At 72.6% G+C, this 23056-nt stretch carries 14 protein-coding genes and 2 pseudogenes; 10 read left to right on the top strand and 6 right to left on the bottom strand.

Annotated features, from left to right (window positions below; all coding sequences use genetic code 11):
- The first annotated feature begins 159 nt into the window (after positions 1-159).
- Both J421_RS08620 and J421_RS08615 read left to right on the top strand, forming a co-directional pair.
- Positions 160-2082: a sensor histidine kinase gene (locus J421_RS08620; RefSeq protein WP_236646308.1), complete on the top strand. Its 1923-nt coding sequence runs from the start codon at positions 160-162 to the stop codon at positions 2080-2082.
- Positions 2083-2093: 11 nt separating this feature from the next.
- Positions 2094-2669 carry an ECF-type sigma factor gene (locus J421_RS08615; RefSeq protein ID WP_025410774.1) on the top strand — a complete coding sequence of 192 codons (576 nt, stop codon included), beginning with the start codon at positions 2094-2096 and terminating at the stop codon, positions 2667-2669.
- Here J421_RS08615 and J421_RS08610 read toward each other — a convergent pair.
- Positions 2666-5320 (bottom strand): protein kinase domain-containing protein, encoded by a 2655-nt coding sequence (locus J421_RS08610; protein WP_025410773.1) that lies wholly within the window; start codon positions 5318-5320, stop codon positions 2666-2668. The two genes, J421_RS08615 and J421_RS08610, sit on opposite strands and share 4 nt — an antisense overlap.
- Positions 5321-5477: 157 nt before the next feature.
- Here J421_RS08610 and J421_RS08605 point away from each other — a divergent pair, with 157 nt between their 5' ends.
- The 4 genes from J421_RS08605 (at position 5478) to J421_RS08590 (ending at position 11504) form a co-directional block, all read left to right on the top strand.
- Positions 5478-6707 carry a vanadium-dependent haloperoxidase gene (locus J421_RS08605; RefSeq protein ID WP_025410772.1) on the top strand — a complete coding sequence of 410 codons (1230 nt, stop codon included), beginning with the start codon at positions 5478-5480 and terminating at the stop codon, positions 6705-6707.
- Between the two features lie 141 nt (positions 6708-6848).
- Complete coding sequence (locus J421_RS08600) at positions 6849-8417, top strand: DUF4153 domain-containing protein (RefSeq protein WP_025410771.1); 1569 nt, start codon at positions 6849-6851, stop codon at positions 8415-8417.
- The gene (locus J421_RS08595) at positions 8414-8896 is read left to right on the top strand and encodes a hypothetical protein (protein ID WP_148306222.1); all 483 of its coding nucleotides are present in this window, start codon (positions 8414-8416) and stop codon (positions 8894-8896) included. Before J421_RS08600 ends, J421_RS08595 begins: the two co-directional genes overlap by 4 nt.
- A gap of 157 nt (positions 8897-9053) precedes the next feature.
- Positions 9054-11504 (top strand): PAS domain-containing protein, encoded by a 2451-nt coding sequence (locus J421_RS08590; RefSeq protein WP_158508701.1) that lies wholly within the window; start codon positions 9054-9056, stop codon positions 11502-11504.
- A gap of 24 nt (positions 11505-11528) precedes the next feature.
- On the opposite strand, the pseudogene J421_RS08585 reads toward J421_RS08590, so the two are convergent.
- Together J421_RS08585 and J421_RS08580 are read right to left on the bottom strand one after the other, a co-directional pair.
- Positions 11529-11696 (bottom strand): annotated as a pseudogene (locus J421_RS08585) (aldo/keto reductase); the annotation flags it as partial.
- 138 nt (positions 11697-11834) lie between these two features.
- A complete protein-coding gene (locus J421_RS08580) occupies positions 11835-12827 on the bottom strand; it encodes an aldo/keto reductase (protein ID WP_025410768.1) in 993 nt (330 codons plus the stop codon).
- A gap of 115 nt (positions 12828-12942) precedes the next feature.
- Here J421_RS08580 and J421_RS08575 point away from each other — a divergent pair.
- Positions 12943-13868: pseudogene (locus tag J421_RS08575) on the top strand (LysR substrate-binding domain-containing protein).
- Between the two features lie 332 nt (positions 13869-14200).
- On the opposite strand, the gene J421_RS08570 reads toward J421_RS08575, so the two are convergent.
- From J421_RS08570 to ettA, 3 genes are all read right to left on the bottom strand, one after another.
- The gene (locus J421_RS08570; RefSeq protein ID WP_025410767.1) at positions 14201-16882 is read right to left on the bottom strand and encodes an ABC transporter permease; all 2682 of its coding nucleotides are present in this window, start codon (positions 16880-16882) and stop codon (positions 14201-14203) included.
- On the bottom strand, positions 16879-17226 hold the full coding sequence (locus tag J421_RS08565; RefSeq protein WP_201773123.1) for a PadR family transcriptional regulator: 348 nt from the start codon (positions 17224-17226) through the stop codon (positions 16879-16881). Before J421_RS08565 ends, J421_RS08570 begins: the two co-directional genes overlap by 4 nt.
- Before the next feature lie 121 nt (positions 17227-17347).
- Positions 17348-19018, bottom strand: a complete 1671-nt coding sequence (ettA, locus tag J421_RS08560; protein ID WP_025410765.1) for an energy-dependent translational throttle protein EttA — start codon at positions 19016-19018, stop codon at positions 17348-17350.
- Between the two features lie 320 nt (positions 19019-19338).
- On the opposite strand from ettA, the gene J421_RS08555 reads away from it, so the two are divergent.
- The 3 genes from J421_RS08555 to J421_RS08545 are packed head-to-tail and all read left to right on the top strand — an operon-like array spanning position 19339 to position 23054.
- Complete coding sequence (locus tag J421_RS08555; protein WP_025410764.1) at positions 19339-21792, top strand: KAP family P-loop NTPase fold protein; 2454 nt, start codon at positions 19339-19341, stop codon at positions 21790-21792.
- Positions 21793-21801: 9 nt separating this feature from the next.
- Entirely contained in the window at positions 21802-22533 is a 732-nt protein-coding gene (locus J421_RS08550) for a cytochrome c biogenesis protein CcdA (RefSeq protein ID WP_025410763.1), read from the top strand.
- 29 nt (positions 22534-22562) lie between these two features.
- Positions 22563-23054 (top strand): TlpA family protein disulfide reductase, encoded by a 492-nt coding sequence (locus tag J421_RS08545; protein WP_025410762.1) that lies wholly within the window; start codon positions 22563-22565, stop codon positions 23052-23054.
- Positions 23055-23056 lie beyond the last annotated feature (2 nt).

Raw genomic sequence — 23056 nt, 5'->3', positions numbered from 1 at the left:
CCCGGGAGGCGCGCACGCTTGTCCAGTGCACAGGACGCCGCCAGGTTGCGTTCTGCCTCGCCTCTCCGCTGCCCCGTGAGTCCCGCCTCCGCGTCCCCACCCCGCGCACCGTCGCCGCCGCGCCGCTCCCGCTCCCTCGAGTGGCGGCTGCCCGTGCTGATGTCCGGCGTGCTGGCGCTCGTGCTGGCCGCCGCCCTCGGGGTCACGTACGCCACGCTCGCCCGCTCGGCCACCTCGGTCGCCGCCGAGCGACTGCGGCGTGCCTCCAGGGAGATCGCCACCGTCGCCGAGACCAGCATCCGGCTGGGGCGCGCGCGGTACCGCGACGTCGCGGCGGACAGCGCGGTCCGGCGCGCGCTTCGCGAGCGCGCCGTGCGGCCCACGGCGACCGACACCGCGGGGGCCGACTCGGAGGTCCTCGCGGCGCTGCAGCGACTGGTCTCGCCCGCGGACTCGGGGATGCCGGTGGAGCTGTGGACCGCCCACGGCCAGCGCGTCGCCTTCGTCGGCACCGACCTGCGCGCCATGGTTCGCCAGCGAGCCGTCGAGGGCGACTTCGTCGACTCGGCCGACGCGCGCGCGATCCCGGTCCCCCACGAGGGGCTCGACGCGGTCCTCGGCAAGACGGTCCGCCGGGACTCGCTGCTCCTCGGGGCGCTCTATGCCTCGCATGGGCGCGTGCACTACTGGGTGGTGGCGCCGGTGCTCGAGAAGGGCGTCCCGCTGGGCTACCTCGTCCAGCAGCGGCGCATCGCCGCCGCCGGCCGCATCAACCAGACGATCCGCGAGCTCGCCGGCGACTCGGTGACGGCGTACTACCGGAACCGCGATGGCGGCTTCTGGTCGACGCTGGCGGGCGACCCGGCGACGGCCCCGCGGCGCGAGTCGACCGCGCGCGGCGTCGCGCTCACCCGCCCGGACGTCGGTCCGGTCCTCACCGCCGAAGCGGGCGTCACGGCGACCCCGCTCGTCATCGTGTTCGAGCTGGCGCAGCGGCGCGTTCTCGCACGGCCGCGCGCGATCGTCCTCACGCTCGCCGGCGTCAGTCTCGCGCTCCTCGCCCTCGGTGCCGTGATCACGTGGGGGATCAGCCGGCGCATCACCCGGCCCATCGCGTCGCTCACGGCGGCGGCCGAGTCGCTCGCCCGCGGCGACTACGAGGCCCGCGCACGGGCGTCGGGCGACGACGAGATCGCGCGGCTGGCGACGAGCTTCAACCACATGGCGGAGGAGATCTCGGCCATGCGCGCCGCACTCGAGCGGGAGTCGGCGGAGGCCAGCGCGGCCAACGTCGCCCTGGCCCGGTCCAACACGGAGCTGCTGACCGCGCGCGAGGTGGCCGAGACGGCGAGCCGCGCGAAGTCGGCATTCCTGGCGACGATGAGCCACGAGCTCCGCACCCCGCTGAACGCGATCGGCGGCTACGCGGAGCTCATGGAGCTCGGCATCCACGGGCCCGTCACCGACGACCAGCGGCGCGACCTCGACCGGATCCGGGTGAGCCAGCAGCATCTGCTCGGGCTCGTGAGCGCGATCCTCGACCTGAGCCGCATCGAGCGCGGCGACGTCTCGTACCAGCTCGCGCCGGTGGCGATCGATGCGGTGCTCGCGGGGCTCGACGCGCTCGTCGGGCCGCAGGCGTCGGCGAGCGGGCTCGTGATGGAGTACGTGCCCTGCACCACGGGCCTCGCCGCGATGGCGGACGGCGAGAAGCTCCGGCAGATCCTGCTCAACCTGCTGTCGAACGCGATCCGGTACACGCCGGCCGGCGGGTCCGTCGTGATCGGCGCGCGGGCGCTGGACGACGCGAGGATCGAGATCAGCGTGCGCGACACCGGCGTCGGCATCCCCGACGAGAAGCAGGCGCAGATCTTCGAGCCGTTCGTGCAGCTCGATCGGTCGCTCACGAACGTGCGCGAGGGCGTCGGGCTGGGGCTCGCGATCAGCCGCGATCTCGCGCGCGGCATGGGCGGCGATCTCGCGGTGGCGAGCCGCATCGGACGCGGGTCGTGCTTCACGCTCACGCTGCCTCGCGCCACCGTCGACGCACCGGTGCTGGCGCCCGCCATGGCCGGCGACTGACCCTGGGACTCGTGGAGCCCGACCTCGAGGCGCTCATCCGACGCGCCGACCAGTCCGACCGCGAGGCGACCGACCGACTGTTCGCGCTCCTGTATCAGGAGCTGCGTCGGCTCGCCGAGCACAACCTGCGGCGCGGCGGATCGGCGCTCACGCTCGGCACGACGACGCTCCTGCACGAGGCCTACCTCAACATCGCGGGCCGCGGGCACGTCGGCTTCGCCGACCGGTCGCGCTTCCTGGCCTACGCCTCGCGCGCGATGCGCGGGCTGGTGATCGATTACGTGCGACGCCGCCGCGCCCTGAAGCGGGGCCGCCAGTTCGAGATCACGCTCGCCGACGAGGAGCCGCCGGCCGACGCGGCGCCGGAGACCGCGGAGCTGGAGCGACTCGGCGCGGCGCTGGACGAGCTGGCCGAGCTCCAACCGGCGCTCGCCGAGCTGGTGGACCTGCACTTCTTCTGCGGCTTCTCGTTCGCCGAGATCGCGGAGCTCCGCGGGGTCTCGGATCGCACCGTCCAGCGCCACTGGCGCGAGGCGCGTCTGCTCCTGCACGAGACGCTGCTGCAGGACGCTCCGCCGGAGCCCTAGCGCGGACGCCTGTCGATCGGCGAGGTGAAGGCGCGCTCGTCCAACCCGTAGCCCCGCACGACCGCGGCGAAGCGAGCGCTCCGCCGCACCGGGTCGAACGCCGGGTCCACGAGGGTGAGGGCCGGCAGCTCGCCGACGCGCACCGAGGCCTCCAGCGCGGACAGCACCCGCGCCGTGTCGCCGAGCCCGAGGTAGGCGAACGCGAGCGTCCTCGCGACCAGCCATTCGCCCGACGGGCGCGACTCCAGCTCCCGGACGATGGCCGCCGCCCTCGGGCGGTCGCCGGTGGCGCCGAGCACGTACGCGGCGATGCCGTTGGAGGGCATCGGGAGCTTGGCGCGGGCGAGGGCGCGCGCCTCGTCCGGGCGACCGTCGTGCAGCACGGCGACGGCGAGCATCGAGTGCACCACGGCGAGCGACGAGTCGAGCTCGTACGCGCGCCGGCTCTCGGCGAGCGACTCGTCGTATCGGCCCAGCAGCGAGAGACAGTACGCCAGGTTCGTCGAGCCCGTTCCCGAGAGCGGGTCGACGTCCCTGCCGCGCCGATACGGCTCCTCCGCGTCGGCCACGCGGCCGATGCGCATGAGGAAGTACCCGTACTGGAACCAGGCCGGCGCGAACCCGGGGTCGACGGCGACCGCGCGGCGGAACGCCTCGTCCGCCTCCCGCCAGCGGAAGGTGTGCATGTGCATCAGCGCGAGCGCGGTGTACGCCTCGGCGAGCGTGGAGTCGAGGGCGAGCGCGCGGTGCGCGGCCGCGGTCGCCCGGGGATCGACCGCGCGCGGCGGCATGGGGCCGAACGTCGGCATGAGCTCGAGCGCGTACGCGAGCCCCGCCCAGGCACGCGCGAAGGTGCTGTCCTCGGCGATGGCGCGCGTGAAGTACTCCACCGCTCTCGCCACGCCACCGCCGCGGCGCTCCAGCAGGTAGGTGCCGCGCAGGTAGAGGTCGTACGCGTCCGCGTTCGTCGTGCCCGCCGCGGACACCGGGCGACCCGATTGCAGTCTCGCGATCCCGGGGAGTCGAGTGCGCAGCGCGGCGACGATCGCGCGCGCGATGTCGTCCTGCACCTGGAAGACGTCCGTCACGCGTCGCTCGTACTCGTCGCTCCAGAGCGCCAGGCCGTCGCTGACGCTCGTGAGCTGCACCGTTAGGCGCATGCGGTCCCCCGCCCGCCTGACGCGCCCCTCGATCACCGTGCTCACGCCGAGCCGCCGGCCGAGCTCCCGTACGTCCACGTCGTGGCTCGCGCGGAACGCCGCGGCCGACGTGCGCGAGGCGACGCGCAGCCCGCCGACCTTGCTCAGCGCCGTGGAGATCTCGTCGGCGATGCCGTCCCCGAAGTACGCGTTCGCCGTGTCGCCGCCGACGGCCTCGAACGGCAGGACGGCGAGCGACGGCGCCGTCGCCGGTGGCGTCGGTGGTGGCGACGCGGCCGACGGCCGATGGATGCGCGGCGCCACGGCGTAGCCGACGAGCGCGAGCAGGCCGGCACTCGCCAGCGCTGCGGGTACGAGACGCCGTCGTCCCCGCCATCGCGCGGCGATGCTTCGGTCGGGCGGCGTGGCGACCGTCGCGAACGTGTCGAGGATCTCGCGCGCCGAGTGTGGGCGCCGTGCGCGATCCTTCTCCAGGCAGCGCGCGACGAGCGCGGCGAGCGTCGGCGAGAGATCGGGCGCGTGCCGCGAGAGCGGCGCCGGCGTCTCGCTCAGGTGCGCGGCCAGCAGCGCGTGCGACGACGCCGCGTGCGCGAACGGGTGCACGCCGGCGAGCAGCTCGTAGGCGAGCACGCCCCACGCGTACAGGTCGGCGCGGTGATCCACGCTCGGGTCGCCGGCCGCCTGCTCGGGCGCCATGTAGGCCGGCGTGCCGATCGTCGAGCCGACCGCGCTGAGCGTCGGCTCGTGCGGGGCGGGCGACGCGATCACTGCCGACGACGTGATGGCCTTCGCGATGCCGAAGTCGGTCACGACCGCCGCGTCGCCGGCGAGCAGCACGTTCTCGGGCTTCACGTCGCGGTGCACGACGCCCTGCTCGTGCGCGAACGCGAGGGCCCGCGCCACGTCGCGCAGCACGGAGAGCGCCTCGACGCGCGGCAGCCGTCCGTCGCGCGTTAGGCGGGCGCGCAGCGACTCGCCCCGCACGTACGGCATGACGTAGTACGGCAGCCCGCCCGCCTCGCCCGCCGTGAACAGCGGCACGACGTTCGGGTGCTGGAGCGCCGCGAGCACGCGTACCTCGCGCGCGAAGCGCTCGGCCCGGATGCCGGCGGCGAGCAGCGGGAGCACGACCTTCACGACGACGGTGCGGCCGAGGGCGTTCTCGCGCGCGACGAAGACGTGGCCCATGCCGCCGCCGCCGAGCTCGCGCTCGATCGTGTACGCCTCGCCGAGCGCCGCCTGGAGATACGCGCGCAGCTCGGCCCCGGCGCGCGTCGCGTTAGGCAGGTCGGTCTCGAGCGCGCGGTCGAGGAAGCCCTGCCGGTCGGCCGCCGCCTCGCTCGCGAGCAGCGTCGTCAGCTCGGCGGCCAGCTCGGGCGACCGCGCGCGGAGCTCGCCGAGCCACGCGGCTCGCTCGTCGCCCGCGAGCTCGAGCGCCTGGTCGAGCAGCGGCAGCAGCTTCCGCCAGCGCTCACGATCGATGACGGCCATGTCCGGCCTTCTCGCTGAGACGCCCTAGCATAGGACCGCCGGCCCGACTTGGACAGCGCGCGCATCGCTCGTGTCGGGTCTCGACCGCGCTTTTCGATGGCGGGGATGAGGAAGTGCGAACTGCGATCCCTTCGTCCCGGAGCCATGAGGAGGCACGATGAGCGTCACGTCCAGGTCGTCGCGCGCCGCCGCGGTGTGTGCAGCCATCGCCGTCGTGGTGCTGAACGGGTGCACGGAACGGGTGAGCGATCCCGACTCCGCTCGAGCGGCCGAGTCGGCGCTCGGCGCGGCCGCGCCGCGTGGCGACGCGACCGCGAGCCTCAGGTGGAGCGCGATCGCGCGCGACTTCGTCGCCGCGCAGCCGACCGCGACGAAGCCCAACCCGGTCGCCGTGCTCCGCGCGTTCGCGTATCTGTCGCTCGCGCAGTACCGCGCGGTGGCCGCCGCCGACGACGCGCGTGGCCGCTCCGCGCCCGCGTCGCCGCAGGGCGCGGTGGGGGCCGCCTCGGCCACCGTGCTGAGCGCCCTGTTCCCCGGCGACACCGCCACGTTCGCGGCGCAGCTGCGGCAGCAGGAGAGCGAGGCGACCGGCACGCCGGCGGCGCAGAGCGCGTTCGCCGCCGGCGAGGCGTTAGGCCGCACGGTCGGCGCCGCGATCGTCGCGCTCGCGCGCGTCGACGGCTTCGACCTGGCGTGGACCGGCGCCGTGCCTAACGGTCCGGGCTACTGGTCGAGCGACTTCGATCCACCGCGGCCGCCGCAGCTCCCGATGCTCGGCCGGATGCGACCGTTCTTCATGACGTCGGGGGATCAGTTCCGTCCCGGTCCACCGCCCGCGTTCGGTACGCCGCGCTACGTCGCGGCGCTCGAGGAGGTGCGACGCTTCTCCGACCACCGCACCGACGAGCAGCTGCGGATCGCGCAGTTCTGGGCGCTGACGGACGGCAGCTTGGTCGCGGGCTTCTGGAACACCGAGGCATCGAAGCTGATCGCGCACTACCAGCTCGGCGAGGCGCAGGCCGCACGCGCGCTCGCGCTCGTGCACATGGCCGCGATGGACGCGAACATCGCGTGCTACGACGCGAAGTACACGTACTGGTTCATCCGACCATATCGCGCGGACCCGGCGATCACCACGCCGATCGGGCGACCGAACCACCCATCCTATCCGTCGAACCACGGCTGCGTCTCGGGCACCTCGGCGTACGTGCTGGCCGCGCTCTTCCCGGCCGACGCCGCGCGGCTCGCCGCGATGGCCGACGAGGCGGCCGAGTCGCGCCTGTACGCGGGCATTCACTACCGCTTCGACAAGGACGCGTCGCTCGGCATCGCGCGCGCGGTCGCGGCGCTCGCGATGGCGCGCGGCCTCACGGCGTCGATCCGCTGATGCGCGAGCGTCGCCGGCACACGGGCGCGGTCTTCAGCAACCTCACGACGCGCTTCGGCCGGCCGACCACCTTCGAGCGACCGGGTGACGGACGGCGCCCGGCAGCTTGCGCGGTCTGCTTTTCGATGTAAAGTACTCTACATGACCACGCCTTCGCTCGTCACGCCGGACGGCCTGGAGGGGCGCAGTGCCGGGCGGGCCGACCGGGTCGCCGTGATGCTCGCCGGCCACGCCGTCGCCGTCGGCGTCGCCGCCGACCTCCTCCTGCGCGACGGCCCGAGCACCGTCGGCGCCGCGCTCTGGGTGCTCAACGCCGCGCTGCTCGGGGCCGCGCTCGTCGTCCGCACCGATCGCACGCTTCCGCCGGCGGCGACGGCGTGGCTCGCGGTCGCCGTGCTCGTCGCCGGCGGCGCCGCGTGGCGCGACGCCGAGATCCTGCAGTTCGTCGACTTCTGGACGACCGTCGGCGCGCTCGCCGTCGCGGCCGCGCTGATCGCCGCGCCGCGGCCGCTCACCGCGCGCCTGCTCCGCGAGCTGCTCGCGGATCTCGCCCGCGTCGTCGGACACGTCGTCGCCGGCCTCGCGCCGATCGCGGCCGCGCTCGGCCGCGTCGTGGGGCACGGCACGCCGGCGTCGGCCCGCGGACGCGAGGCCGTGCGCGTCGCGCTGCTCGCGGGCGTGCCGCTGCTCGCGTTCGGCGCGCTGCTCGTAGCGGGCGACCCATTGTTCGCCAGCTTCGTGTCGCTCCCCTCCGTGGACCTCGGCCAGGTCGTGTCGCACCTGCTCGTGGTCGGGGTGTTCTCCTGGATGGCGGCGGGATGGATGCGCGCGGCGCTCGACGACGCGCCGCGGCCCACGCTCATGTCGTCGCCGATCGCGCTGCGCTCGCGCGACGTGCTCGCGGTGCTCGGCGCGGTCACGCTGGTGTTCGGCGCGTACCTGGCCTCGCAGCTCGGCTGGCTCGTGGGCGGCGAGCGCTTCCTGCGTGAGCGCACGGGACTGACGGCCGCGGAGTACGCGCGGCGCGGCTTCTTCGAGATGATCGCCGTCACGATGCTCGTCGTGCCGCTCCTTCTCGCGACGCGCGCCGCGCTCGCCGTCGACGACCGCGAGGCGGAGCGGCGCCACACGCGGCTGTCGCTCGCGCTGCTCGCGATGCTCGCGCTGATGCTCGTCTCGGCGGTCGCGCGACTCGCGCTCTACGTCCGGCTGTTCGGCCTGACGACCGACCGCGTGTATCCGGTCGTCTTCCTCGCGTGGCTCGCCGGCGTGCTCGCGTGGCTCGCGGTGACGGTGCTTCGTGGCCGCGCGCGCCCGTTCGTCGCGGGGGCGATGTGGAGCGGCGTGGCGGTGCTGCTCGCGCTGCACGTCGTGCCGGTGGACGCGCTGGTCGCGCGCTGGAACGTGGACCGCGCCGCGCGCGACACTGCGGCGCTCTCGCTCGACGTCCGGCACCTCGCGGAGCTCGGCGGCGTCGCCGCCGAGTCGGCCGTGGCGGCGGTGCTCGCGCCGCCTCCGGCCGCGACGCGCGCCGCCGACTTCACCCGCGCACGCTGCGAGGCGGCGCATCGCCTCCTCGCGCGCTGGGGCACACGGTCGACCGAGGAGCGCGACTGGCGGTCGTGGAACGCGGGCGCGCTGCAGGGGCGTGCCGCGGTGCGCGCGCATCTCCCCGAGATCACGCGCCTCGCGGTGCCGAAGTGCGCATGAGCGCCGGGAGCGCCCGCCGGCTCCTGACCGGCGTGGCGAGGAACGGCGTGCTGTGGGGCATCGCCTGGTTCGCGCTCGCCCTCGTCACGATCATCGCGCTCCGCACGATCGGCGTCGTCGTTCCGGCGACGATCGGGGTGCTCGACGCGATCGGCATGGCGATTCGCGTCGGCGTCGTCGGCGGCATCGCGGGCGGCGTGTTCGCCGCGTTCATCAGCCTGTTCTATCGCGGTCGACGCTTGTCGGAGATCCACCCGGTTCGCTTCGGGCTCGGCGGTGCGATCGTGGCCGAGCTGTTCATGGTCGCGTTCTTCGCGATCACGAACCTGGGGTTCCCGCCGCTCGCGGACGTCCTCTCCGACCTCATCGTGGCGCCGCTGTTCGGCGGCATCGCGGCCGGCGCGTCGATGTGGCTCGCGCAGCGGGCGGAAGCCGTTCCCGGCGAAGACGATGCGCCGGCCGGAGTGGCCGATCGTTAGGCACCGGTGAGTGCGGCGGTCGCCGCCGCGTGCCGCCCCATCGACGCGTTCGCTCTTGCCCTCCCCGATTCGATGGAAGATCATCGGGGTAGCGATGCCGCGCGACGGTCGCCTCGGCGCCGATGCGGACGCGCGGCCTTTCGTGGAGGTGGGTCCCGTGGACACCGAGACGATCCGTCGGTTCGACGGCCATGGCCAGGACGACGCAATCACCGCCTGGATGCGCGCCTCGCTGAATGCGCTCGTCACGCTCATGGAGCGGGTCGCGCCGGGCATGCGAGGGTCGGTGCTGCTGCTGGACGACGACGGCGTGACGCTTCGCAACGGCGCCGCGCCCAATCTGCCCGAGGCGTACTGCCGGGCGATCGACGGCGAGCGCATCGGCCCTGCGGCCGGATCGTGCGGGACCGCGGCGTATCGGCGCGCGCGCGTCATCGTGCGCGACATCGCGACCGACCCGTTGTGGGCCGACTATCGAGCGGTCGCCGAGCCGTTCGGCCTCGCCGCATGCTGGTCGACGCCGATCTTCGACGCCGAGGGACGCATCCTCGGAACGTTCGCGATGTACTACGACGAGCCGCGCGAGCCCACCGCGGCCGACGTCGCGCTCACCGAGACGGCCACGCTGCTCTCGGCCAACATCATCACGCGGGCGCGCGTGGCGAGGGCGCTTCGCGCGCGCACGGAGTCCGCCGAGCAGCTCGCGGCGGCGCTGCGCCAGCGCGAGACGGAGCTTCGCTCCAGCCACGCACGTCTGCGTGCCGCCCTCGACGCCTCGTCCACGAGCACGTGGGAGTGGGACATGCGCACCAACGCGGTTGACTGCGACGAGGGGCTCTTTCGCCTCTTCGGCGTCGATCCCGCCGAGGCATCGGGGTCGTTCGAGTTGTTCGTCTCGCACATCCACGCCGACGATCGCGATCGGGTGATCGCCGCCGCGCAGCGCTGCGCGCGCGACGGCGGCGAGTTCGACGAAGAGTTCCGCACGGTGTGGCCCGACGGCTCCCTGCGCTGGGCCGTCGACAAGGGGAAGGTCGTCCTCGGAGACGACGGGCGGCCGCGGTTCCTCATCGGCGCCTGCGTCGACGTCACCGATCGCCGCGTGCGCGACGCGCAGTTCCGCGCGCTCGCCGAGAGCATCCCGCAGCTCGCGTGGATGGCGGACGCCGACGGCGCGATCTACTGGTACAACGAGCGGTGGTACGAGTACACCGGCACGACGCTGGAGGACGTGCGGGGCTGGGGCTGGACGGCGCTGCAGCACCCCGAGCACGTGGAGCGCGTCGTCGAGCGCATCCGCCGCTCCTTCGACACCGGCGAGCCGTGGGAGGACACGTTCCCGCTCCGCGGTCGCGACGGCCGGTATCGCTGGTTCCTCTCGCGCGCGCAGCCCATCCGCGACGCGAACGCGAGGATCGTGCGGTGGTTCGGCACGAACACGGACATCAACGAGCTTCGCGAGGTCGAGCAGGCCCGCGACCGCGCGTTGGCCGCCGCGCAGTTCGAGCGCCAGCGGCTCTACGAGGTGTTCATGCAGGCACCGGCGGCGATCGCCGTGCTGGAGGGGCCGGCGCACGTGTTCACGGTCGCGAATCCGCGCTACCAGGAGCTGATCGGTGGCCGCGATGTGATCGGCGCACCGGTTCGCGACGCGCTCCCGGAATTGCTCGGTCAGGGATTCTTCGAGCTGCTCGACGACGTCTTCCGGTCGGGCACGGTCCACTCGGAGCGCGAGCGCGTCGTTCGGCTCGACAAGCGCGGCGATGGCGTGCCGGAGGAGGTCTTCGTCGATTTCGTGTATCAACCACTCGAGGACGCGGGCGGGACCACGTTCGGCGTTCTCGTGCACGCGGTCGACGTGACCGGCCAGGTCCGTGCGCGCCAGGAGATCGCCGCCGCGCGCGTGGAAGCCGAGCGGGCGAACAGGGCGAAGAGCGACTTCCTCGCGGCGATGTCGCACGATCTGCGTACGCCGCTGAACGCCATCGGCGGCTACGCCGACCTGACCGCCGAGGGTGTGTACGGTCCGGTCAACGACGCGGAGCGCGGGGCGATGGAGCGCATCCGGAAGGCCAGCGACCACCTGCTCTCGCTCATCAACGACATCCTCGGCTTCGCGAAGGTCGAAGCCGGCCGCATCCATCTCCGGATCGCGGACGTCGCGGTGAACGAGGTCGTCTCGGGTGCCGTCTCGATGGTCGAGCCGCAGGCGGCGGGCAAAGGGCTCTCGTTGCACGCACGCCTCGGTGCAGACGAGATACGGGTTCGCGCCGATCCGGAGCGGTTGACGCAGATCCTGACGAACCTGCTGACCAACGCGGTGAAGTTCACGACGACCGGCGCGATCACGGTCGAATGGCAGGCCGACGAGCACACGGTGCGCATCGCCGTGCGCGATACGGGACGCGGCATCCCGGCCGAGAAGCTGGCGGCGGTGTTCGAGCCCTTCGTCCAGGCGGGCCGGAGCGCCGAGGAGCAGCGCCAGGGTGTGGGACTGGGCCTCGCGATCAGCCGCGAGCTGGCGCGCGCGATGGGCGGCGATCTCACCCTCGAGAGCGCGTTAGGCGCAGGTTCGACGTTCACGCTGCGCCTTCCGCGCGGCGCCTAGTCGGGTCCCTTCGCGCGGACTTCGGCGACGCCTCGTCGCCAGGTCGACGTCGAAGCCGAACTTCGTGGCGACGACCACACGGTCACGGACCGGCGCGAGCGCCTCGCCCACGCCCTCCTCGTTCACGAACGGGCCGTAGACCTCCGCGGTGTCGACGAACGTCACGCCGCGGTCGACCGCGGCGTGAATCAGCGCGACCGCCTGCGTGCGGTCGGTCGCGGGGCCGTAGACGTACGCTGGTGCCGAGCGAACGCCTCGGCATGACTGTCACGCCGTTGAAGATCCCGAGAGATCCCGGACGTTTTTCAGAACGTCGTGTATCGCGCGTGCCTAACGGTCGGAGAACCGGAGGACCGCCTCGGGAAGCCGGGCGCCCGCGACGGGGATGGCGGCGAGCGCCTCGTCGATCTCGCGCAGGTCGTCCGCCGTGAGCGCGACGTCGGCCGCGCCGAGGTTCTCTTCCAGGCGGTGCAGCTTGGTCGTGCCGGGGATCGGCACGACCCACGGCTTCCGCGCGAGCAGCCACGCGAGGGCGAGCTGCGCGGGCGTCGCGGCCTTCCGGGCACCGACGTGCCGGAGCAGATCGACCAGCGCGAGGTTCGCGGCGCGGGCCTCGGGCGTGAAGCGCGGCGAGGCGGTGCGGAAGTCGCCCGGCTCGAACGCGGTCGTCGTGTCGATCTTCCCCGTGAGGAAGCCGGCGCCTAACGGACTCCACGGCACGAAGCCGATGCCGAGCGCCTCGCAGGTCGCCAGCACACCGTTCTCCTCGACGTCGCGCGTCCAGAGCGAGTATTCGCTCTGCACTGCGGCGACGGGCTGCACCGCGTGTGCGCGCCGGATCGTGGCCGCGGCCGCCTCAGAGAGGCCGAAGTGCCGCACCTTCCCCTCGGCGATCAGCTCCTTCACCGCGCCCGCCACGTCCTCGATGGGCACGTCGGGGTCGACGCGGTGCTGGTAGAGGAGGTCGATGGAGCCAGTCGTCAGGCGGCCGAGCATCGCGTCGACGACCCGGCGGATGTGATCGGGCCGGCTGTTCAGGCCACCGCGGCGCTGCCCGGTCTCGGGGTCGATGTCCCAGCCGAACTTCGTCGCGATGACGACCTGGTCGCGCATCGGCGCCAGCGCCTCGCCGACGAGCTCCTCGTTCGTGAACGGGCCGTACGCCTCGGCGGTGTCGAAGAAGGTGACGCCCCGCTCGAAGGCGGCGCGGATCAGCCGGATCGCCTCTGGGCGCGCGGTCGGCTGGCCGTACATGCCGGTCAGCCCCATCGCGCCGTAGCCCAGCGCGGAAACCTCCAGACTGCCGAGCGTGCGGTACTGCATGACTCCTCCGAGGGTCGCTGCCGCGCGTCGTACACGGCGTGCCATCCAATCAACGACCCTCCGGTGGCCTGATCTACTTGACGATGCTTCGCGACCTGTGTAGTCGAACTTCCCAATGAGCGATGAACTGGAGGGCATGGCCACCTTCGTCGCCGTCGCGGAGGCGAGGGGCTTCCGGGCCGCGGCCGAACGGCTCGGTGTCACGGGGTCCGCCGTGAGCCAGGCGATCCGTCGGCTCGAGGAGCGCGTGGGCGTCTCGCTCGTGCGGCGCACGACGCGGAGCGTGCGCCTGACCGAGGCGGGCGAGCGGCTCTACGCCGCCGTGCGGCCTGCGCTCGAGGACGTGCGGACGGCGGTCGCCAGCGTCGGAGAGCTGAGCGCCGAGCCGCGAGGCGTCGTGCGCCTGCTGATGACGCCCGTGGCCGAGAGCTTTCTGAGCGGCGCGCTGCTCGCGGGGTTCCTCGACGCGCATCCACACGTTCAGCTCGACATCGTGCTGAGCGACGAGCCGCGCGACATCGTGGCCGAGGGCTACGACGCCGGCGTCCGGCTCGGCGAGGTGATCGACAGGGACATGATCGCCGTGCCGGTGTCGGGCGACCTGCGGCTCGTCGTGGTCGGCGCGCCGTCGTACTTCTCGAAGCACCCGTCGCCGAGGCACCCGCGCGACCTCGCGGAGCACGCGTGCATCAACTGGCACCCGACCGCCGCGGCGCCACCGTCGCGGCGCCACCGTACCGCTGGGAGTTCACCGACCCCGAGACCGGACGCGACTTCTCGGTGGCGGTGCCGGCACGCGTGCTGACGACCGACCCGGCGCTCAACGTGCGCCTTGCCATAGCGGGGGCAGGACTCACCCTGGCCGACGAGAGCCGGTCGCGCGAGCCGATGGCGCGGGGCGAGCTGGTCGCGGTGCTCGAGGAGTTCTCGACGCCGTTCCCCGGTTTTTATCTGTACTATCCGCAGCGCCGGCACGCCTCGCCCGCGCTCCGCGCGTTCGTCGAGCACCTGCGCCGCGCGAAGCGACCCACCAGGCGATGAGCACGATGACCACGCCGCCCGCCACCGAGCACCCGGCGGGAAGAGTTAGGCGGGCGTTAGGCTGGCGTTAGGCGATCGTTAGGCGGCCGGCAGCGTGCGCGTGCACGCGCTCACGGCACCAGGTGTCGACTGCTCGCGCGCTCGTCCGGTCCCTTTCGTTGTGGCCCGACCGGCAGAGAAAGCCTCGTGGGACAAGGCGCTGCTCGCGAGACCGTGTTGTCGGATCCGGTCACACCCGACGTCTCGTGTCAGGCGGCGTTTGACCCCGATCCACCGTAGCTGCTCATGGCTAAGCATGCAGCCATGCTTCCGGCTACTCTCGTCCGCCTCCCTCAGCTTCTCATGAGTGTCTGCGCCGGATCTCTCCGCGTCGCCCGCCGCGCCGGCACGAGCGTCGCCGCGAGCCCGGCCACGCACAGCACCGCTGCTGCGGCGGCGAGCGACACGGGGTCGCTCGGTCGCACGCCGACGACCGCGGTGCGCAGCAACCGCGTCGCGACGACCGCCATCGCCGCGCCGACGCCGACGCCCACCAGGATCGGCCGCGCGCCCTGCAGCGTCAGCAGCCGCAGCACGTCCGCCGGCGACGCGCCTAACGCCATGCGCAGGCCCATCTCCGTCGCACGCTGCGCGACGAAGTAGCCCACCACCCCGTAGATCCCGACCATCGCGAGCACGAGCCCCGCGGTAGCGAGGAGGCCCAACAGCAGCGTGTTGAACCGCGCCTCCGCCGTCGAGCCGCGAATCAACTCGCGCATCGGGCGAACGCGGTAGACCGGGATCGCGGGGTCCACGCTACGCACCGCGGCGCGGATCGCCGCCGCAACGCCCGCCACGCGCGCCCTGTCCTCGCCGTATGCGCGCGCCACGACGGTCACCGTCCGCCGCGTCCAGTCCCACGCCGCCGCGGGCATCTGGTCGAGCGGGATGTAGAACTCCGGCTGCACCTCCGCGGCCGGCCCGTCCGCGTGCACGTCGCCGACGACGCCGACCACCGTCTTCCAGCGCGGATCGCCCGGGGCGCCGTCGCAGCATCCGAATCGCCTGCCGATCGGGTCCTGGTTCGGCCAGGCGCGCTTCGCGAGCGCCTCGCTCACGATCGCCACGCGCTGCGCGCCCGCGACGTCGGCCGTGGTGAAGTCGCGGCCGCGCACGAGCGGAATGCGCATCGTCGCGAGGTAGCCCGGCATCACGAAGCGCGAGGCGGCTTGCACGAGGTGCTCCTGATCCGCCGGCTGCCCCTCCGGCACGATGCCGTTGGTGAAGTCCCCGCCGACGAGCGGCGCGGTGGAGCCGAGCGACGCCAGCTTCACACCCGGGAGCGCGGCGAGCCGCTCGGCGACGGCGTGGAACGCCTGCAGCGCGCGCGCCGGATCCTTGTACTGCACCTCCGGCAGCGTCACACGCGCCGTGACCACGCCGGCCGGGTCGAAGCCGGGCTTCACCTGCTGCAGGTAGATGGCGCTGCGCACGAGCAGCCCCGCGCCGGCGAGCAGCGTGCACGCGAGCGCCACCTCGGCCGCCACGAGCGCCTGCCTGACGCGGTCCTTCACGGCGCCCGACCCGCGTCCGCCCTCGCGCAGCGTCGACTGCACGTCCTGCTTCGATGCGCGCAGCGACGGCACGAGCCCGAACACCACGCTGCTCGCGAGGGCGACGGCGACGGTGAACGTGAGCACCACCACGTCGACGCGCGTCTCGTTGAGTCGCGGGATGCCTTCCGGCGCCGCGGCGACGAGCACCTCGATCCCCGCGTACGCCAGCCCGAGCCCCGCGACCGCGGCGGCGAGGCCGAGCACGACGCTCTCCGTGAGCAGCTGCCGGACGATGCGCCCGCGCCGCGCGCCCAACGCGGCGCGCACGGCCAGCTCCTTGGCACGTGACGCGCCGCGCGCGAGGAGCAGGTTCGCGACGTTCCCGCACGCGATGAGCAGCACGAACGCGACGGCGCCCAGCGTCACGAACAGCCGCTCGCGGTAGTCGCCGATGACGGCCTCGTCGAACGGGCGTACGCCGACCGTGCCGTCGAAGTTCGCGTTCGGGTAGCGGGCGTCGAGCTCCTTCTGGATCGCCGTGAGCTCCGCCTGCGCGCGGGACGCCGGCACGCCTGGCTTCAGCCGTCCGACGACGATGTTGTGGTGCTGGTCGTGATTCGCCTCGCGCTCCGGGGTGAACGCCTGCGGCACCCACAGCTGCTCGCCCGTGGTGGTCGGGTCGAACGCCGAGGGCATGACGCCGATCACGGTGTACGGTCGCCCGTTGAGCTGCACCTCGCGGCCGACGACGCCAGCTGCCGCGCCGAACCGGGTACGCCACAACGCGTCGGAGAGTACGACGACGCCGTCGTTCCCGGGTTCGTCCTCCTCCGGGCGGAACGTGCGGCCTAACGCCGGCCCGACGCCGAACACGGCGAAGAAGTCCTTCGTCACCTTGCCGCCCGAGAGACGGTCGGCGGAGCTCCGGTCGGCGAGCGTGAATTCGGCGAACTGCTCGGCCGAGAGCTTCTCGAACGTCGTCTGCCGCGCGCGCCAGTCGACGAAGTTGCCGTCGGACACGGAGCCGTTGTTCCCGGGCCACAGCTCGGAGACCATCATCACGCGCTCCGGGTGCGCGAACGGGAACGGCCGCAGCACGACGCTGCGCACCGCGCTGAAGATCGCCGTCGTGGCGCCGATGCCTAACGCGAGCGTCAGCACGGCGATCGCCGTGAACGCCGGCTCGCGCAGGAGCTGCCGGACGGCGTACGTCACGTCCTGCCGCAGCTCGCCCAGCCACTCGCGGCGGTCGCGCTCGCGGTCGTGTGCCTCACCGAGGGTCACGCACTCGGCGGAGACCGCCTGGAGGTCGCCGAACGCGCGCAGCGCTTCGGCGCGCGCCGACTCCGGTGGCGTGCCGCGGTCGATCAGCTCTTGGGCGCGCATGTCGAGGTGGTAGCGGAGCTCGTCGTCGACATCGGCGCGGACGTCGGAGCCGAACAGCCGACGGTAGCGGCGCCACATCGGCAGGCGGCTCATGACTCGGCCGCCCACACCGGGGCACGGGTGCCGTCGAGGACCTGCGCCATCGCGGCGGCGAACCGCGTCCAACTCGACGCCTCGGCATGTAGCTGCCGCATGCCCGCCGGCGTGATACGGTACGATTTCACGCGCCGGTTGGTCTCCGAGAGCCGCCACTCGGACTCGATCCACCCCTTCTGCTCGAGGCGGTGCAGCGCGGGGTAGAGCGCCCCCTCCTCGACGATCAGCGTGCCGCCGGTGGTCTCACGGATCCAGCGCGAGATCGCGTACCCGTGGGCGGGTCCCCACGAGACGGTCTTGAGGATCAGCACGTCGAGCGCCCCCTTCCGGAGCTCGGTCACAGTCCCGTCCACCGCGCACCCCTTGTGGTCTTATGGGTGCAGAAATACTGCCCCACCCATAAGACCGCAAGGGGTTTGCCGACCCCGGGAGGCTGACTGTGCGCACGAAGCGAATGCCTACCTACGCCCGCACGAGCTTCTTGTACGCGATCCGGTGCGGCTGATCGGCGTCGGGGCCTTTGCGCTTGCGCAGGTCCTCGATGTACGACTGGTAGTTCCCCTCGTGCCACACCACCTCGCTGTTCCCCTCGAACGCGAGGATGTGCGTCGCCACGCGGTCCAGGAACCACCGATCGTGCGAGATCACGACGGCGCACCCCGAGAAGTCCAGCAGCGCCTCCTCCAAGGCACGCAGCGTGTCGACGTCGAGATCGTTCGTCGGCTCGTCCAGCAGGAGGAGGTTCGACCCCGTCATCAGCGTCTTCGCGAGGTGCAGCCGATTGCGCTCACCGCCGGAGAGATCGCCGACCTTCTTCTGCTGGTCGGTGCCCTTGAAGTTGAAGCTCGAGAGGTACGCGCGCGTGTTCATCTCGCGCTTGCCGACCATGATCGTGTCCGACCCGCCCGAGACCTCCTGCCACACCGTGTTCGTCGGGTTCAGCGTGCGGTTCTGGTCGACGTAGCCCATCACCACCGTCTCGCCGATCTTCACGTCGCCGTCGTCCGGCGTCTCCTGGCCGGCGATCATCTTGAAGAACGTCGTCTTGCCGGCGCCGTTAGGCCCGATGATCCCGACGATGCCCGCGCGGGGCAGCGAGAACGACAGGTCGTCGATGAGCAGCCGGTCGCCGAAGCCCTTGCGCAGGTCGCGCACGACGACGACCTCGTTGCCGAGTCGCGGCGCCGGCGGGATGACGATCTCGTTCTGCACCACCTTCTCCTGCTGCGCCTCGCTCGCGAGCTGCTCGTACGCCTGCAGGCGCGCCTTGCTCTTCGACTGCCGCGCGCGCGGCGACATGCGCACCCACTCCAGCTCGCGCTCCAGCGTGCGCTGCCGCGCGGAGGCCGACTTCTCCTCCTGCGCGAGACGCTGCCGCTTCTGCTCGAGCCACCCGCTGTAGTTCCCCTCGTACGGCACGCCGCGCCCGCGATCGAGCTCGAGGATCCACTTCGCGACGTTGTCGAGGAAGTAGCGGTCGTGCGTGATCGCGACGACGGTGCCGGGGAACGTCTCGAGATGCTTCTCGAGCCACGCCACCGACTCCGCGTCGAGATGGTTCGTCGGCTCGTCGAGCAGCAGCATGTCCGGCTCCTCGAGCAGCACCTTGCACAGCGCGACGCGTCGCTTCTCGCCGCCCGAAAGCTTCGTGACGTCGGCGTCGCCGGGCGGCAGGCGCAGCGCGTCCATCGCGATCTCGATCTTGTTGTCGAGGTTCCACAGGTCGTGCGTGTCGATGTACTCCTGCACGCGCGCCTGCTCCTCGAGCAGCTTGTCGAAGTCCGCGTCGGGGTCGGCGAACGCGGCGCTGATCTCGTTGAAGCGCGTGAGCTTCCCGCGCTGCTCCTTCAGCGCCTCCTCGACGTTCTCACGCACGGTCTTCGTCGGGTCGAGCTGCGGCTCCTGCGGCAGGAAGCCGATCTTCGTCCCCTTGTGCGGCCACGCCTCGCCCTGGAAGTCCTGGTCGACGCCGGCCATGATGCGCAGCAGCGACGACTTGCCGGCCCCGTTAGGCCCGAGGACGCCGATCTTCGCGCCGGGATAGAACGAGAGCCAGATGTCGTCGAGGATGATCCGGTTCGGCGGGATCACCTTGCGCAGGCCCTTCATGACGTAGATGAACTGTGGTGCCACGGTCGCTGTCGTCTGGGATGGTTCGTCGTGCGTATCCCCGAAAGCTAAAAGGGACGAGGGGCCGGAGCACGGCCGCCACGTCGGTCCACACGATGCCGGCCGACGTCGGCAGCCCGCCGAGCGCCGTCGCGTCGAACGTGAACGTGCTCGTCGCGAAGTTCGCGAACAGCGAGTGGCCGCCCGTGCCGCTCCCATCAAGCGTGGGAACGCTCGCGCGACGTGCGCCGCGCTGGTGTAGGCCGCAAGGCTGGCGCGCCCCTGGACCAGCGGTACGATGGAGGCGAGCGTCGAGGTTCTCACGCCGACCGCGGAGACGATGCATGGCCACGAAGCCGGTGGACGAGCGTGAGCCGCTCGTGCAGTCGAGCGCGTCGAGCGCGTCGAGCGCGTCGAGCACGGACGCGCCGCCGCACCCGGAGCTCGAGAGCGTCGCCCGCTCGCTCACCGACACCGCGCGCCTCGCGTTCGGCGTCGCCGACGCGATCCGGCGGGTCCACGGGCGCGACGCGGTCGCGATGGAGCACCTCGTCCTCGGCCTCCGCACGCCGAACGCCACGTCCGGGCGCTCCACGTTCGACCGCGCGGGGCTCGACGCCGAGCGCCTCACGGCGCGGCTGCGCGAGGCGGGCTTCGACGCACCGGCGGCCGACCGCCTCCCGTACTTCGTGCGCGACGGCGCGGCGTTCGTGTCGCGGAGCGACACGCTGCCGCCGCTGACACCGGAGGTCGTGGCGGCGGTGACGGCGGCGGCGCTCCTCGCCGGCGCGACGGCGGACGGCGCGCGCCCCACGCATCTGCGCCACCTGCTCGCGGGCTTCTTCGCCGTCCGGTCGTCGCCGGTGGTCGCGCTGTTCGACGACGTGCGGCCGGTCGCCGCGGCGGTGCTGCACGAGACGATCGAGCAGGGTGCGCGCGACGACGAGCTGTCCGACGACGAGGCCCGCCGCCAGCTCGCGGAGCTCGAGGACCTGGTGGGCGCCGTACCCGTGCAGCAGCCGGCGCCCGAGCCGCCCCGCATCGGCACCGGCGGCGGCGCCGCGAACGACCGCGCCGAGGGCGAGGACCGGCTCAACTTCACGCACTACGTGCGCGCGTTCGCGGACCTCATCGACTCCCCGGATACGCGGCCGCCGCTCACGATCGGCATCTTCGGCGCGTGGGGCGCCGGGAAGTCGTTCCTCCTCCGCCATCTCATCGACGAGGTCGAGCGCCGCGGCGCCGCGCACCGGCCAAGCCCGGGCGTCACGGCGTCGACGCGGCAGCGCGCCCACGTCTACTGCATCGCGTTCAACGCGTGGGAGTACAACGCCGCGGAGCACATCTGGCCGCGCCTCGTGAGGCGCGTGCTCGACGGCGTGACGCGTGACGTGCGCTGGCACCGCCGGCCTGTCCGCTGGGCGCGGACGGCGTGGCGCAAGCTGCGCCGCAACTTCCTGCGCAAGCTGCGTGGCGACTGGAAGACGCTGCTCGCCTGGATCGGCGTCGGCGCGGGCCTCTGGTGGGGGTTCGCGCATCTCAAGCCGGAGCAGGCGCAGACGTTCGCGCGGCGCGTCTTCGGCGTCGACACGAGCGACGACAAGTTCTCCGTCCCCGCGATCGTCGGCGCCGTCACCGCCGCGGTGATGCTCCTCCGCTCGTCGGTGATCACCCCGTTAGGCGGCTGGGTCACCGCGCTCCTCGACGACGGCCCGGGCTACGGCGGCGAGAGCGACTTCGTGCGCGCCGTGCGCGCGGATCTCGACCTCGTGGACGAGCAGCTCCGCGGCGAGGGAAGCCGCGTCCTCATCACGATCGACGACCTCGATCGCTGCGAGCCGGACAAGGCCGTCGAGGTGCTGCAGGCGATCAACCAGCTCCTCGACCGGCGGAGCTTCGTCGTCTGCCTCGGCATCGACGCGCGCGTCATCACGGCCGCGGTGGAGCAGCACTACGAGGAGCTGCTGGGCCCCGCGGGGATCACCGGCTACGAGTACCTCGACAAGATCGTCCAGATCCCGTTCCGCATCCCGGAGCCGACGAGCGACGAGTTGAAGCGCTTCCTCGGCAAGCAGCTCGGCGACCCGCCCGAGCAGCCAGGGTACGAAGCCACGAGCGGCACGCTGCCGTCGGCCGACCCGCCTAACGCGTCGCCGCCCGCCGTATCGCCGTCCGCAGGGTCGCCGTCCGCAGGGTCGCCGTCCGCCGTGTCGCCGTCGTCCGTGTCGCCGTCGTCCGCACCGCTCGACCCGCTGTCGTTCACGCACGCCGAGCTGCGCGCGTTCGAGGACGTCGCCACGTGCATGCGCCGCAACCCGCGGCACGTGAAGCGGCTCGTCAACGTGTACGCGCTCGTCCGCTCGCTCGCGACGTTGGGCGGCAGCCGCGCCATCCTCGACGACCCGGCGGCGACGGTGCGCTGGCTCACGCTCTGCGCGCAGTGGCCGTACGCGGTGTACGCGATGCTCGACCACCTCGACGCGCACGGGCCGCCGCTCGGCCCCGCGCTCCCCGAGGAGCCGCCGCTGCACTGGCTGTACGAGGCCGTGCGCCCGGCGCTCGACCCGGCGAAACAGGCGCGCTTCGACCACGACGGCGCGTCGCTCGAGCGGCTCGTGCGGGCGAGCGAGGGGCTGTCGTGGAGCGAGCTGCAGGTGCTGCGCGGCTACACGGTGAACTTCAACCCCGCGCTCGACGCGGAGCTTCGCGCCGACGTCGCCACGCGCCGCCGCGGCCGCGCGCCCGCCACGTCGTACGACCGTCGAATGACCCATCTCGACGGCGTCTCGCGTGCTTAGAATGCACACATGGAACCCGGACTGGCCGCGCAACTGTCGGCGAACCCCGTCGCCGCGATCCCCGTGCTGTTCGGCGCGGGCGTGCTGACGAGCCTCACGCCGTGCGTCTACCCGATGATCCCGATCACCGCGGCGATCGTCGGCGGGCAGTCGGTGGCCGGCGGCGACGCGGCGGTCGGCGTGCGCGGCACGCGCTGGCGGCCGGTCGCGCTCACGCTCGTGTACGTGCTCGGCGTCGCCCTCGTGTACTCCGCGCTCGGGCTGTTCGCCGGGATGACCGGGTCGCTGTTCGGCGCCATCAGCACGAACCGGTGGGCGCTGCTCGCGATGGGCAACCTGCTGCTCCTCGCCGCGCTCGCGATGCTCGACGTGCTCCCGGTGCGGGTGCCGGCGTGGCTCATGAACCGCGCGGCGACCGCCGGCGCCGGCGGACGCTTCGTCGGCGCGTTCGTCATGGGCGCCATGTCGGGGCTCGTCGCCGCCCCCTGCTCCGCCCCGGTCATGGCCGCCGTGCTCACCTGGGTCGCCTCGACGCGCAGCGCGGGGATCGGGTTCCTCTACCTGTTCGTCTTCTCGCTCGGCATGTGCACGCTGCTCGTCGCGGTCGGCGTCTCCAGCGGCGCGGTGGCGCGGCTGCCGCGGGCCGGGATGTGGATGGTGTGGGTGAAGCGGGTGTTCGCCGTCGCCATGATCGGTGCTGCGGAGTACTACTTCATCCAGGCCGGCACGGTCTGGCTCTGATCCCGCGACTCCGTTCCCACCGTTTCCCGATGCGACGACTCCTTCTCGCCGCCGTCTCCCTCCTGCTCGCCGCTCCGGTCGCCGCTCGGGCGCAGGACATCGGCCTCGAGATCGGCACCCAGGCCCCGCCGGCCGCCGTCCAGACGCTCGACGGCAAGCCCGCGAACCTCTCCCAGTTCATCGGCCAGGGGCCGGTGCTCATCGAGTTCTGGGCGACGTGGTGCCCGAACTGCCGCGCGCTCGAGCCGCAGATGCAGGCCGTGGCCCGGAAGTACGCGGGCCGGCTGCGCATCGTCGGAGTGGCGGTATCCGTGAACCAGTCGCCCGAGCGGGTGAGGGCGTACGTCGCGAAGCACGCGCTGCCGGGGACGTTCGTCTTCGATACGAAGGGCGCCGCGACGGGCGCCTACGACGTGCCGGCGACCTCCTACATCCTCGTCCTCGACCGCGCCGGAAAGGTCGTCTACACCGGCCAGGGCAGCGAGCAGAATCTCGAGGCGGCGATCAGAAAGGCGCTCTGACG

Origin of the sequence: Gemmatirosa kalamazoonensis, from assembly GCF_000522985.1 — a bacterium.
Classification (GTDB): Bacteria; Gemmatimonadota; Gemmatimonadetes; order Gemmatimonadales; family Gemmatimonadaceae; genus Gemmatirosa; species Gemmatirosa kalamazoonensis.
The sequence above is the reverse complement of the archived record's forward strand: the minus strand, read 5'-3'. Positions and strand labels throughout refer to the sequence as shown.